The organism is Streptococcus sp. 1343, from assembly GCF_013277355.1.
In the GTDB taxonomy this organism is placed as follows: domain Bacteria; phylum Bacillota; class Bacilli; order Lactobacillales; family Streptococcaceae; genus Streptococcus; species Streptococcus pseudopneumoniae.
Genome location: NZ_VMMT01000059.1, coordinates 1 through 13,483, shown reverse-complemented (window position 1 = coordinate 13,483; position 13,483 = coordinate 1). Strand labels below are relative to the sequence as shown.

Here is a 13,483-nt window from a genome sequence, read left to right as displayed (position 1 = left end):
TTTAATTTCACTAGAAAATGAGGAAAATCTTCCCACAATAAAACGCATAGTATCAAGGTTTCAACACCTGATACTATGCGTTTTTTCTAATTCTTAGGACTTTCTCCACAGCCTCTTTACTTAATCTTCTTGATACTTTGACTAAGGATAAATCCTACAATCATCCCTACCATATTTTGTATGAAATTTGGTAGGATTTCTGGTAGAGCTGCAGCCCAGCCATTCATCAATGTAGAACCCAAGGCGTAACCCCCTACCATGGCAATCGTTGCCAAAACGAGGCCTAACCACTGAGTTTTTCCTTTAAATCCTGCGAAAAATCCCTGCAAGCCATGGTTGACCAAGCTAAAGAACATCCACTGAGGATAGCCTGATAAGAGGTCAATCAAGAAACCTGCTAGTCCTCCGACTACAGCTCCTTCACGACTACCAAAGTAAAAGGCCGCAAAGAAAACACCCGCATCTAAAAGAGTTAGAATACCTGTCGGTGTTGGAATTTTTAAGAAATAGCCTAGAACCACAGAAAGGGCGGTTAAGAGGGATACAAGGGCGATTTTAGTTGTTTTGGTTTGCTTCATATTGTCTTACTCCATACTGATCTGCCTGTGCAATGGCACGGTAAACGAAAGCCTTTGAGCTTTCTACTGCTGGTAAAAGTTCATCACCTTTGACTAGATGACTGGCAATGCTGGAAGCAAAGGTACAACCTGCACCAGCATTTTGCCCTTGAATGACAGGATTTTCTAGAACTGTAAAGTTTTGTCCATCATAAAAGACATCCACAGCCTTGTCCTGACTAAGGCGATTGCCTCCCTTAATAATGACTGCTGGCGCTCCTAAATCATGCAATTTCTGCGCTGCAGTTTTCATGTCTTCCAAGGTTTTGATTTCTTGACCAGCTAATAATTCTGCTTCTGGGAGGTTAGGCGTAATCACACTGACATAAGGGAAAAAGCGAATCAACTCTTGGCAAAGTTCACTAACTGCTACGTCGTGCGTTTCCTTGCAGACCAAGACAGGGTCCAATACCACAGGCACTCCTGGGCGTTTCTTGATAAAGTCCAATGCCTTCTCAGCCACACTGACAGTAGGGAGAAGACCAATCTTAATTCCCCCAAACGCCACATCACGCAAGCTATCCAATTCATGTTGAAAAATGGTATCGTCAGTTGGAAAGACTTCAAATCCTTTTTCTGTCAAGGCTGTCAAACAAGTCACTGCTACAAAGCCATGCAAGCCGTTCAAAGTATAGGTAGCCAAATCAGCTGACAGGCCACCACCACTAAAAATATCATTTCCAGAAAGTGCTAAAATACGATTATTCTTCATAACGAATCTCCTTTAAATATAAACCATTTGGTGCTGCAGTGGGACCTGCAAGCTGCCTGTCCTTTTTCTCCAAGATCAGGTCAATCTGCTCTACTGGCATACGCTTGTTGCCGATTTTGAGCAGTGTCCCCACCATATTGCGAATCTGTTTATACAAGAAACCATTTCCTGAAAAGGTAAAAGTCAAAAACTGGCCTGTCTCATCAACCCTAAGACTGGCTTCTGTAATAGTGCGAACCTTATCCTCTACACTAGTCCCAGAGGCTGTAAAGCCAGTGAAATCATGGGTTCCTTCTAGCTTTTTGACGGCCTCCTGCATCCTCTCCACATCAAGTGGGTAAGGAAAGTGGGTGGCATAGTGACGGCGCATGGGATTTTTGGGACGTCCTCTATCCACAATAAACTCATAGGTCTTGCTATGCTTGGCATAACGGCAATGAAAATCATCTGCCACAAGCTCAATCGAAATCACATCAATATCTTCAGGAGACTGGGTATCCAAGGCAAAACGGAGTTTCTCCTCATCCATCTGATAAGGCAGGTCAAAATGAATGACCTGTCCCAGGGCATGAACCCCACTATCTGTCCTACCAGCACCGTGAACAGTAATGGCTTGCCCCTTATTTAATCTGGTCAAGGTTTTTTCAATTTCTTCCTGAACGCTACGCGCATGAGGCTGGCGCTGAAAGCCAGCAAAGGCATAACCATCATAGGAAATAGTTGCTTTATATCTCGTCATAACCTCTATTTTATCAAGAAATTAGTCTGTAAACAAGTACCTAACACAAATATTGTATGGGTATAAAAATCTCATACTCTTCGAAAATCTCTTCAAACCACGTCAGTTTCCATCTGCAACCTCAACGCACTATTTTGAGCAACCTGCGGCTAGCTTTCTATAGTAAATTGAAATAAGATATGAACAACTCTATTAGGAAAGTCAAATTAATTTCTAGAAATGTTTTAGCAGCTACAGCGTACTATTCCAAACTCAATCAACTATAGTTTGCTCTTTGATTTTCATTGAGTATCAAAAGAAAAACTTAGGAAACCAATCCTAAGCTCTCTTTTGAAATAGGTACATGACAAAGATAGAGGTTACAATCAACCAACCTCCTAAGATGGCAAAGACCAGCATCCCATTGTGCGTTAGTAACCCTATTGCACCTAGAATGAATGGGGTCGTAAAAGCTCCGAAACTACAGCCTAAAACTGCAAATGAAGTTGCTTGATTGAGGAGTTTAGCTGGAATTCGTTCAGAGACAAGTTGAAAGACCGTCGTCAAGACTACACTATAGGCAAATCCAGCCAGAACACTTCCTGCTACTACCACCCACAAGGATGGAGACAAGGCAATCACGATTTGCCCCAAGCCAAATGTAATACCAGACCAGAGGAGCAGTTTCTCTTTAAAGATAGAAATCAAGAAAGAAAAACTCACTCCAGCCACAATCCCGATTAACTGCATGAGACTAAGAACAAAACTAGATAACTGGGCATCCCCCAATCCTCTTTCCACCATCAAACTTGGAATACGGATGGTAATAGCTGTATTGGTACAAACTACAGCTGCCGCTTCGATAGCTAGGGTAAAAATCAAGCCTTTCATTTCTCGAGTTAAACGACTTGCTTCCTTCGCTCTTTTCTTGACTTCTTTCTTTGATTTTCCATAAGGGACAAAGAGCAGATAAAGAGGCAGCACCAAAAATCCAGCACTATAGGCTAGAAAGATAGCTGTCCAACCAAAGGCCAACAACTGACCGACGGCCAAGGTAATGAGAGAAGCTCCAACGACCTCTGCAGAAGCGCGTAGCCCTAACATCTGAATTCGCCTTTTTCCTTGATAGCGTTCACTGATAATAGAAATGGCCTTGGCATTGATCATCCCAACACCTAAACCAAAAAGAAGCCGTGTTCCAAAGACAAAGGGATAGGCTTGGTACCAGAAGGGAGCTGTACCGCTCAATGATAAAATCAGCAAGCCCAAACTAATCTGTAAGCGCTCAGGAAATATTTTTTCTAAGAAACCATTTAGCAGTAACATCATCATGATTCCAAAGGAAGGCAAGCTCACCAAGAGCTCAATTTGTTCCTTAGAATAACCCTGATAATAGTCAAACATGGCTGGTAGGGCACTCGAAATGGAAAAGGAGGTAATCAAAACGAGGGAGAGAGCCAAAATGCTGGCCCGTTCTAAAAATTGTTTCATGAAATCTCTTTCTATATTTTCTCTTAATCTTCTACTTTTTTGATAGTTATCAAAAAAGCAAGAAAAGAAGAAGCCTCATTGGTATACAGACTCCTTCTCAAACTCGAAAATGAATCCCTTGTGTCTTATACTCAATGAAAATCAAAGAGCAAACTAGGAAGCTAGCCGCAGGCTGCTCAAAACAGTGTTTTGAGGTTGTAGATAAGACTGACGAAGTCAGTAACCATATCTACGGCAAGGCGAAACTGACGTGGCTTGAAGAGATTTTCGAAGAGTATTAGAATGACTTTCTCTTGATTTGCTTGATAAAGTAGAAGATAAATCCTGCTACCATATAGGCAACAAAGATAATCAGACACCACTTGAATACGACATCCCAACCCTTGTTCACATTCAAAAAGAAGTAAGGGAAAGGATTATCCTTGGCATTTGGAATATTGAGTTTTAGAACCAAGCCATTAAAAAGAGCAAACATCATATACAGCAAGGGTAAAATGGTCCACACTGCTGGATCCCAAATCTTATATTGACCCTGTTTGTCAAAAAAGAGGGTATCCGCTAAAAACCAGATGGGAACGATATAGTGGCAAAGGAAATTTTCTAGGGTATAGAAATTAGTCGCAATGGGCGCTAAGAGGAAATGGTAAATCACACAGGTAATCATGATACTCATGGTGACCCCACCTTTTAAGCGCAAGAGACTTGGTCTTTGCCAGTTTTCACCTACACGGCTCATAACCTTTAAGAGATAGAGCGTAAAAATAGTTACTAACAGATTTGACAGAACCGTGTAATAGAGAAGCATCCCAAAACCACCATGCTTAGTAATTTCAAGATAAACTCCCGTAAAAGCCGCTAGAAACAAGAAGATACGGCTATAAAATACAAGTTTATAGTGCTTGGACATACTTAAATCTTCTTCACAAACTCTGATTTAAGTTTCATGGCACCGAAGCCATCAATCTTACAGTCAATATTGTGGTCACCTTCTACGATGCGGATATTTTTCACGCGCGTCCCTTGTTTCAAATCTTTTGGCGCACCTTTTACCTTCAAGTCCTTGATGAGAGTTACTGTATCACCGTCAGCCAATTTATTTCCATTGGCATCGATAGCAACAAGGCCCTCTTCTACATCTGCAACTTCAGCAGGATTCCACTCATAAGCACACTCTGGGCAAACCAGTAGGGCACCGTCTTCGTAGACATACTCTGAGTTGCATTTTGGGCAATTTGGTAGGTTGTTCATGGTTTCTCCTTATCATCATTCACTATTCTTTGAAAATCAAAATTTCTCGAACAGCAACTATTATACCCTAAAATCAGCATTTTGACAAATTTAGAAAAAAACCGATATCCATCTATCGGCTTTTCTACATTTACATTCTTTTTTCAGCTTCTGCTTTGATTTTTTCAACTACTTCTTGAATATTCAAACCAGTTGTATCAAGGTAGACAGCATCCTCTGCTTGTTTGAGAGGTGAAGTCTCACGATGACTATCCTTGTAGTCACGCGCAGCAATTTCCTCTTTTAGGGTTTCCAGGTCTGTTTCAATTCCCTTGGCAATATTTTCCTTGTAACGGCGCTCTGCTCTCTCATCAACAGAAGCTACTAGGAAAATTTTTAATTCTGCTTGTGGCAATACAACAGTCCCAATATCGCGACCGTCCATGACAATCCCACCTTGTTGGGCAATTTCTTGTTGGAGGGAAACTAGTTTCTCACGTACTTGAGGAATTGCTGCAATAGCAGAAACATGATTGGTCACTTCATTTTCACGGATAGGATGAGTAATATCCACATCGCCTACAAAGACAAGCTGGTCTCCAGTTTCTGAGCGTCCAAAACTAATTGGATGCTGGTCCAACAAGGTTAGAAGGGCTTCGACTTCTTCAACTCCTAATTGGTTCTTAAGAGCCATATAGGTCGCTGCACGATACATAGCTCCTGTATCAAGGTAGGTGAATCCAAAATCCTTAGCAATAATCTTTGCGACCGTACTCTTACCGCTGGAAGCAGGACCATCAATAGCAATTTGAATTGTTTTCATATCGGCTCCTATTTTATTTTTATAACATCACCTGGATTAGCAAACCAAGATCCTGTAGCCATGTGCCCAGGATTCAAGGCCTCTAACTGAGCAATGGAGATTCCTGCACGAGCGGCAATAGCTGCTTCCCCTTCTCCTGCGAGAACTTTAATCGTTCCTTCAGGATTAGCAGCTTCTTCTGAACTACTAGAAGTAGATTCTGGCTCTGAACTCTGCTCAGGCTGAGAACTGCTTGAAGATGAGACTTGTACTACACTTGCATCAGAATCATGAAAGTCTTTTAAGGCTGCTGTGCGATTACTCCCCCCCGATGATAGATAGATGAGAACGATGACCATCACCACCACAATTACAAAGAAAATACTAGCTAGGATCGTCAAAATACGATTAGCCATCCTATCAGCCCCTCCGTGGTTTCGATGCCGACGCTCTGCTCTTGCTTCTTCTTGATCATAAATATCTTCTTGCCACGGTTCTTTTGCCATACCTTACTCCTTGTTTTTTTTTACTTTTCTTATTACAATATAAATATGAACATGAAAATCACACTTATACCTGAACGATGCATCGCCTGTGGGCTTTGCCAAACTTATTCTGACTTATTTGATTACCACGATAATGGAATCGTGCGTTTTTACGATAATCCTGACCAACTGGAAAAAGAAATTTCTCCTAGTCAGGATGTCTTAGAGGCTGTTAAAAACTGTCCGACACGTGCCTTGATTAAAAATCAACACTAATCTCTCATAGTAAATTGACAAGAACGTTTCACTCTTTCTAGTTTAGCATATTTCCATGTAAAATTATAGTCTTTTCACTTTATTTTTTTCTGTAAAATCAGGAAGATCACTTTTTTCTTTAACGAGATAAAGTGGTCTTTTTTTAGTCTCCAGATAAATCTTACTGCAACTTATAATCTAAATTCCTCAATGAGAATAGACTTCTACCATTCTATTTCCTTTACCCTTTTTACAAATTCATTCCACTCTCGTCTACAATCTTTAGATAGGCATATATCCGTATAATTGAACGATAAATCTTTAATATTCTTCCACCAATCAAAAGAATTTCCCGCTTCTTCTGTTTCTATTCTTTTGTTAACTACTTCAACAATTGTATTATCTATCTCTTCCTTGTCATCTAAACTTAGAAATCTCCATTCAATGCCATTTGTATAAATTACTTTTTTATACCATAAAAGGTCTCCAATAAGTTGTCCCATCTCTCCAGTTATATGTTCAAAACTGTTCGATATGGTTGATTTGATTTTTTCCTCTGTAATTAAACTATAATTTAAATTCTTAACTTCCACGCATCCTCGAAGTTTCTTCCATTCTTCAATTTTTATACTTTTCCTAGATTTGTTTTCATAAGTCTTATCTAAAATAACTATATCAGGAAAATTACTTAGACCATAATAAATTTGTCCCAAACCCCTTCTTTGTCTTCCGAAGACATATCTTTTTGATAAACTATCTTTTAAAGTTGGCTTAATTATATCAGCAACTAAAGGATACAGTTCAACCTCTACATAATTTTGTTTCTTTATTAGCCCGATTTCTTCAGTATAATCCTCTTTACTTAGCATAAAATAACCCTCCTGAATGTTCTATTTATTAAGTTATCGTCTTTGCAGTAAATTTATTCCACATAGTTCATTTATATCATGCCAAATCCCTAATTTTTTTAAAAATCACTCAAGTTCCAGACCAAAAGAATTATAATTACAAAAAAGTGACTGCGCTAGATAACTCCTACTTTTTCATGATCTATGATAACTTTTTTCTTTGATAAGATAAAGTGGTCTTTTTTTAGTCTCCAAATAAATTTTACTGATGTACTTGCCGAGAATCCCAATGGTCAAGAGTTGAATGCCTCCAAGAAAGAGAATGACAGCCATCAGAGAGGTCCAACCTGATGTCGGATTGCCCAAAATGAGAGTCCGAACCACAACAAAAAAGGTCATCAGTAGAGAAATAAAACAAGATAGGAGACCAGCTACAAAGGCTATAGTCAACGGGAAATCTGAAAAATTAACAATCCCTTCAATGGAGTAGAAAAAGAGTTGCCTAAAACTCCAACTGGTCTTGCCAGCCTGCCTTTTGACATTTGGATAGTCCAGATAGTAGGTTTTAAAGCCGACCCAGGCAAAAAGTCCCTTAGAAAAACGATTGGACTCGGTCAAGCTTAAAATGGCATCAACCACAGACTTTCTCATCATACGAAAATCACGAACACCTGAGGGCAAGGCTACTGGGCTAATTTTTTGCATGAGGCGGTAAAAGAGATCAGCACAGAAACTGCGAAAGAAGGGTTCTCCCTCCCGACTGGTTCTCCGTGTTCCTACACAGTCTAAATCTGCATTCTGGTCTAGTAAATTTTTCATCTCAAGCAACATACTAGGAGGATCCTGGAGGTCTGCATCCATCACCACCACCAAATCCCCTGTCGCATATTGTAAGCCTACATAGAGGGCTGCTTCTTTGCCAAAATTTCGCGAGAAAGAAATATAATGCACTGCCGGATTTTGCTCCCGATAGGCCTTTAAGAGTTCCAAGGTCCCATCACTTGATCCATCGTCGACAAAGACATACTCTATTTCTGTTTCCAAATCTGGAAGTAAAGCTTCCAAAGCCTGATAAAAAAGAGGAAGTACTTCCTCTTCGTTTAAACAGGGGACAATGATTGATATCACCATCTTAGTCTTCGAATCCATTTGGATGCTTGCTTTGCCAACGCCATGCATCTTCACACATTTGGGTGATGCCTAATTCTGCTTCCCAGCCCAGTTCTGCTTTGGCTTTTGCAGGATCTGAATAGCAGGCTGCGATATCCCCTGGGCGACGGTCTACGATGCGGTAAGGAATTGGACGTCCCACTGCTTTTTCCATATTTTGGATAATTTCAAGAACTGAGTAGCCTTTACCTGTACCAAGGTTATAAACGTTTAGACCTGAGCCTTTTTGGATTTTTTTCAGAGCTGCAACGTGACCTTTAGCCAAGTCAACAACGTGGATATAGTCACGAACACCAGTTCCATCTTCGGTATCGTAATCGTCTCCAAACACTTGCACTTGCTCTAATTTCCCAACAGCTACTTGAGTCACATATGGCAAGAGGTTGTTTGGAATACCGTTTGGATTTTCCCCCAAATCACCACTCTCATGGGCTCCGATTGGGTTAAAATAACGAAGCAAGACCACATTCCATTCTGAATCTGCCTTGTAGATATCGGTCAAAATTTCCTCTAGCATGAGCTTGGTACGACCGTATGGGTTGGTCACTGAAAGTGGGAAATCTTCCAAGATGGGCACTGTGTGCGGATCTCCGTACACTGTCGCAGAAGAACTGAAAATGATGTTTTTACAGTTGGCTTCTTCCATAGCTTTCAAAAGGCTAAGAGTTCCAGCGATATTGTTGTCATAGTAGGCAAGAGGAATACGAGTAGATTCTCCAACAGCCTTCAAGCCAGCAAAGTGAATGACCCCTGTTGGTTCTTCTTGTTTGAAAATGTCACGAAGAGTATCTATATCACGGATATCTGCCTCATAGAAAGGTACTTCAACTCCTGTAATTCTCTCAACAACTTCTAAACTTTTGCGATTGCTGTTGACAAGGTTATCCACCACAACAACCTGATGACCTGCTTGGATTAACTCAATAACAGTGTGGGTTCCGATAAAACCTGCTCCACCCGTTAGCAAAATCTTTTCTTGCATCTTAATTCCTCGATTCTCGGATTATTTTTTCTTATTTTACCATTTTTGATAGGGAATGTCATTTGCCATCCTAGAGGGTAAGATAAAATTTCAGTAAAATGCTTATTCGCTTTTTACTCGTTTGACATAGTTCTCAATTGGGTAGTTTGCTGGGTCTAAGGTCATTTCCCTTCCTTGGATTAGTTGAGCTAGATGGTAACCGATAATAGGGCCGGTTGTGAGGCCTGATGAACCTAGGCCACTAGCCGCATAGACACCTGCTAAACCTGGTACCTGCCCAAAGAAAGGAGAGAAATCGCTGGTATAGGCACGGATTCCCACACGCTCAGCCCTTGAAGTCGCTCTAGCTAAAACTGGATAGTGAGGTAAGGCTGCCTCCTCCATTTGCTGGAGCAAGATTTCATCTACCGTCAAATCAAATCCCATATCATTTTCATGGGTAGCACCTAGGGACAATTTGCCACCTGCAAAAGGAATCAAATCCCATTCCCCTTCTGGCATGACAACAGGGTAAAATTCCATGTCTTGGGCCAGCTGATAATCTCGGAGCTGTCCTTTCTGAGGACGGACATCCACAGCATAACCCAAGGGTTCTAACATATCCCCCAACCAAGCTCCCGTCGCCAAAATAACCTGCTCAAACTCCTCTTCACCAATCTGGTAGCCTGATGCTAACGGTGTCAGAGTCACTTTTTCTTTGACCAGCTTGACATGACTGGATTCCAGCAAACGAGTCACTAAAAGTTGGCCATCTACTCTCGCTCCACCAGAAGCATAGAGCAGACGGTCAAATCCCTGCAAACCAGGGAATAATTCATTAGATGATGCTTGGTCCAGAATGGCTAATTGCCCTATCAAGGGAGATTCTTCTCTGCGCTGGAGGGCTAATTCATAGAGTTCTTCCAACTTGGATTCATCCTTTTTCAGGAGAAAGACTCCCGAACGATGGTAAAAGTCGATTTCTTGCCCTGATTTCTCTAAATCAGCTAATAAATCCACATAAAAATCAGCCCCTAAGCGCGCCATTTTGTACCAAGCTTTATTGCGGCGTTTGGAAAACCAAGGACTGATAATTCCTGCTGCAGCCTTGGTAGCCTGACCTTGTCCATGGTCAAAGACGGCTACCTCTAGGTCACTTTCTTTCGAGAGGTAGTAGGCAGCTGTTGTCCCCACAATTCCTGCTCCAATAATGGCAACTTTTTTCATTGTTATAATTTATTCCTTTTGTTTCACTCAAGGCACAACACAGAATAAAAAAGTTTTGTGCCCTTTATTTTGTTTTATACTAGACCTCCATACTATCTTATTCTTTCCAATAATTATCTATCTAAGAGATTATCCTATTCTTAATTGTCAATAAGTTCACCCAGTCCTCTGGAAGACCGTAGTGTCTCAAATCAACTTGTTCTCTACTTCCTTCTTCTAGTAAATTTTGTATTTTTTATTCCAAAAATTCTGGGTTTCTAGGGACATGGACAAAATAAGATGTCTCATTGCTATAAAATAAATAAATAATGTCTTATCATCATTCTCTGAGTTTGTCTCCAATAACTCCTTATCAGAATGATGAAGAGCAGGTAAGGTATGGTGTAAGCGTTCATATAATCTGCCATTATATGAGCATATATTTCTAAGATATCGAAGTGCATTACACCAGGACAATAAGATTTTAGCTGGAATTTTATCATCCTTATACAAGAGCAAACTAATATAAGCAGCAACCTTATTTCGATAACCTGGTTGTAAGGCGACAAGAAATGATGATATATTTCCAAATGTCATTAAACGAAAAACAGTCCAAGGCAACACAACACCATATTGTCTAATCTGATTCTTTACTATGGAATCATCTTGTTTTTCAAAAATAAACCGCGATAAATGATACTTTGTTTTCAAGACAGTATCCTGACGTTTAGGGTTATCCTTGCAGTATTTAGATTGTTCAGAAAAATATAAATCATCGTCTTCAAAAATATAAATAGTTTTTTGGTATCCAAGCGTCAGAGCATCAGCGGTACTCTTTTTCAAAAAGACTTCAATTCTCTCCAATATTTCTTGAAGGAAATTTCTAAGGTAACTATCAAATAAGTAGGCTTACTTAGCTAAAATATACTGACGATTAACCAATTTACCATAAATCTACGCAATCCTTTTTATAAAATTCATCATCAACATTATATGAAAAATCCCAATGAGATTTATCTTTCATATGTTGATACAATTCTTCTTCTGTCAGTGCAGGTTCAATCGCCATTTTTAACGTAGTAGGTGCTAACACAGGATTATAAACTAATCGTATTTTATCAACTATATCAATATTTCAAGGAATATATTCCTTGAAATTTGTTAATTCAAATATGGCAACATTCATTCTAACAGTCTCCACTATATGAAAAAAGGTCACCTAGTTATACATTGCTGCACCTTTGATGACTTCTAATCTACCTAGATTATACCACAATAATCCCTATTAATCAATAGAAATATTTTTTAAGTGTAGTATATTGAGCCTAGAATAGTAGGCTACGGATTCTAAAATATTTCTAGAAATTAATTTGACTTTCTCAATCTCTTTGTTCATATCTTATTTCAATCTACTATATATGGTATACGTATGGTTGGTTATGGAGAGCACAATCATCTGACAAAACCAAGTGATAGAGAGCGCTTACATCAACTCCTAAAGAAAGATGGATAGAAAGACGCTTTTCAACTTCTTTCTATCCATTACTTCCTTCAAGAGTCCACACCAGCAATTTTCAGTTCCATTTCATGAACTATCTTACTTGTTTCGTGTTTCTTCTTTATCTTACTCTACCATCAAAGACTTCTACTTGTACTAGAGGAGGAAGCATTCCCATTTAAAAGACGGTGTCCTGTTCCCAGAACCACTTCCCCACTAGAAGCTGGTATATTCCCACTACAGGTTTGCGACTAACTTTTCCTATCGTCATTATCCAGCAATGTAGTAACTTCTATGGTCGCCTGCGATATTTCAACATGTCGCTTATCTTAGCTGAGCAAGAATCGCTTTGAGTTTCTCAATCAACTCGTCTTCTGTGTGGTCAGACTCTTTCTCATTGGCTAGGAAAGCAACTGCTTGAGCGAGAGCTTCTCGTGCTTGGTCGAGAACTTTCGTATCCACATTTGTAGAATCCAATTCTGCTTCAAGCTTGCTTAGTTCCTTGACCAATTTCTTGAGTTCTGACTCTTTCTTACGACGCGCGATGAGGAAGAGAAGGAGCCCAAGAAGGGCAAGTAGACTGCCAATCATTACTACATATGAAAATTCAGTAGTTGTCTGACTATCGTCTTTCATCTGATCTTTTTCTTGATTTTGCTGGTCTTCTTTCACACCTTTTAAGGAGTCTATTACCTCTCTCACTCTTCTAACAATATCACGCAAATCGGACTCTGTCAAACTTTCGTCATTAAGAGCTTGTTTAATCTCTGTAAGAAGAGCTTTAGCTGACTCAAGCGTTGTACTATCTATATCATCCAAATCTTTCAAACGACTTTCCAATCCTTCAACCAATCGAGCAAGCTCAGACTTGTCAACAGGACGAGTCTCGTTAGGAGTCACTGTAGTTCCTGAATTGTTTGGAGTGCTTGTAGAAACTGGCGTTTCTTGAGTCGAAGTGCTTGCTTGTGCCTGTCCAACAGTAGACGATGGAGTAGTAAGGGTCGTATTGCTACTATTGTCAGTTGTCACACCAGGGGCTGGAGTATTGCCTCTGTTATCTGGTGTCACACTGTTGCTATTGCTGCCAGCAGGGTTGGTAGTAGCTCCATTGTTGGTGTTGCCACTGTTGCTAGTATCAGTACTATTATTACCAGATTTTTTCTCTACGGTTTCTGTCGATGGAATTTCTTTAGTTGTTCCATCTGGTAATGTGACAGTTACGTCTCCATTGTCTTTTACAACTACGTTGGTGGCTGTTGGGTTAGCTTTCGAAACGGCTTCTTTAACTTTGGCTTTTTCGGCTTCTGTTAAATGCGCTGGGTCTGCTACTGGCGTTACCTCTACCTTAGATTTCTCTACGGTTTCTGTCGATGGAATTTCTTTAGTTGTTCCATCTGGTAATGTGACAGTTACGTCTCCATTGTCTTTTACAACTACGTTGGTGGCTGTTGGGTTAGCTTTCGAAACGGCTTCTTTAACTTTGGCTTTTTCGG

15 protein-coding genes and 3 pseudogenes are annotated in these 13,483 nt (G+C 40.1%); 2 read left to right on the top strand and 16 right to left on the bottom strand.

Features of this window, described 5'->3' with window-relative positions:
* Window positions 1-116 precede the first annotated feature (116 nt).
* The 4 genes from HT709_RS08670 to HT709_RS08655 form a co-directional block, all read right to left on the bottom strand.
* Window positions 117-578, bottom strand: coding sequence for an ECF transporter S component (locus HT709_RS08670; RefSeq protein ID WP_023934120.1), 462 nt, complete (start codon window positions 576-578; stop codon window positions 117-119).
* Window positions 556-1,329 carry a bifunctional hydroxymethylpyrimidine kinase/phosphomethylpyrimidine kinase gene (locus HT709_RS08665; protein WP_000794755.1) on the bottom strand — a complete coding sequence of 258 codons (774 nt, stop codon included), beginning with the start codon at window positions 1,327-1,329 and terminating at the stop codon, window positions 556-558. The genes HT709_RS08670 and HT709_RS08665 overlap by 23 nt, the downstream gene beginning before the upstream one ends.
* Window positions 1,319-2,068, bottom strand: a complete 750-nt coding sequence (gene truA, locus HT709_RS08660; protein ID WP_050234238.1) for a tRNA pseudouridine(38-40) synthase TruA — start codon at window positions 2,066-2,068, stop codon at window positions 1,319-1,321. The genes HT709_RS08665 and truA overlap by 11 nt, the downstream gene beginning before the upstream one ends.
* Window positions 2,069-2,386: 318 nt before the next feature.
* On the bottom strand, window positions 2,387-3,538 hold the full coding sequence (locus tag HT709_RS08655) for an MFS transporter (RefSeq protein ID WP_054392605.1): 1,152 nt from the start codon (window positions 3,536-3,538) through the stop codon (window positions 2,387-2,389).
* Between the two features lie 134 nt (window positions 3,539-3,672).
* Here HT709_RS08655 and HT709_RS11920 point away from each other — a divergent pair, with 134 nt between their 5' ends.
* Entirely contained in the window at window positions 3,673-3,819 is a 147-nt protein-coding gene (locus HT709_RS11920; RefSeq protein ID WP_166731867.1) for a hypothetical protein, read from the top strand.
* Here HT709_RS11920 and HT709_RS08645 read toward each other — a convergent pair.
* The 4 genes from HT709_RS08645 to HT709_RS08630 all read right to left on the bottom strand — a co-directional run bounded on the left by HT709_RS08645 (window position 3,816) and on the right by HT709_RS08630 (window position 6,073).
* Window positions 3,816-4,445 (bottom strand): Pr6Pr family membrane protein, encoded by a 630-nt coding sequence (locus tag HT709_RS08645; RefSeq protein ID WP_000033949.1) that lies wholly within the window; start codon window positions 4,443-4,445, stop codon window positions 3,816-3,818. The genes HT709_RS11920 and HT709_RS08645 overlap by 4 nt on opposite strands.
* Window positions 4,446-4,447: 2 nt before the next feature.
* On the bottom strand, window positions 4,448-4,786 hold the full coding sequence (locus HT709_RS08640) for a zinc ribbon domain-containing protein YjdM (RefSeq protein WP_001061596.1): 339 nt from the start codon (window positions 4,784-4,786) through the stop codon (window positions 4,448-4,450).
* A gap of 130 nt (window positions 4,787-4,916) precedes the next feature.
* A complete protein-coding gene (cmk, locus tag HT709_RS08635) occupies window positions 4,917-5,588 on the bottom strand; it encodes a (d)CMP kinase (protein WP_119942414.1) in 672 nt (223 codons plus the stop codon).
* Window positions 5,589-5,596: 8 nt separating this feature from the next.
* Window positions 5,597-6,073, bottom strand: a complete 477-nt coding sequence (locus HT709_RS08630) for an SAG1386/EF1546 family surface-associated protein (RefSeq protein WP_001040900.1) — start codon at window positions 6,071-6,073, stop codon at window positions 5,597-5,599.
* 51 nt (window positions 6,074-6,124) lie between these two features.
* Between HT709_RS08630 and HT709_RS08625 the strand changes: the two genes are divergently transcribed.
* Complete coding sequence (locus tag HT709_RS08625; RefSeq protein WP_172925684.1) at window positions 6,125-6,328, top strand: ferredoxin; 204 nt, start codon at window positions 6,125-6,127, stop codon at window positions 6,326-6,328.
* 63 nt (window positions 6,329-6,391) lie between these two features.
* Here the strand turns inward: HT709_RS08625 and HT709_RS08620 are convergent.
* The 8 genes and pseudogenes from HT709_RS08620 to HT709_RS11560 form a co-directional block, all read right to left on the bottom strand.
* Window positions 6,392-6,493: pseudogene (locus tag HT709_RS08620) on the bottom strand (group 2 glycosyl transferase); the annotation flags it as partial.
* Window positions 6,494-6,531: 38 nt separating this feature from the next.
* Window positions 6,532-7,176: a hypothetical protein gene (locus HT709_RS08615; RefSeq protein WP_000949238.1), complete on the bottom strand. Its 645-nt coding sequence runs from the start codon at window positions 7,174-7,176 to the stop codon at window positions 6,532-6,534.
* Window positions 7,177-7,350: 174 nt separating this feature from the next.
* Window positions 7,351-7,542: pseudogene (locus HT709_RS12235) on the bottom strand (glycosyltransferase); the annotation flags it as partial.
* A gap of 192 nt (window positions 7,543-7,734) precedes the next feature.
* Window positions 7,735-8,286 (bottom strand): annotated as a pseudogene (locus HT709_RS12230) (glycosyltransferase family 2 protein); the annotation flags it as partial.
* 1 nt (window position 8,287) lies between these two features.
* Window positions 8,288-9,307: a UDP-glucose 4-epimerase GalE gene (gene galE, locus HT709_RS08605; protein WP_001156508.1), complete on the bottom strand. Its 1,020-nt coding sequence runs from the start codon at window positions 9,305-9,307 to the stop codon at window positions 8,288-8,290.
* Window positions 9,308-9,409: 102 nt separating this feature from the next.
* Entirely contained in the window at window positions 9,410-10,513 is a 1,104-nt protein-coding gene (locus HT709_RS08600) for an FAD-binding oxidoreductase (protein WP_166731002.1), read from the bottom strand.
* Window positions 10,514-10,729: 216 nt separating this feature from the next.
* Window positions 10,730-11,356 carry an Abi family protein gene (locus tag HT709_RS11915; protein ID WP_007284783.1) on the bottom strand — a complete coding sequence of 209 codons (627 nt, stop codon included), beginning with the start codon at window positions 11,354-11,356 and terminating at the stop codon, window positions 10,730-10,732.
* Between the two features lie 958 nt (window positions 11,357-12,314).
* On the bottom strand, window positions 12,315-13,483 hold a 1,169-nt coding region (locus tag HT709_RS11560), incomplete at its 5' end, for a hypothetical protein (RefSeq protein WP_188111973.1).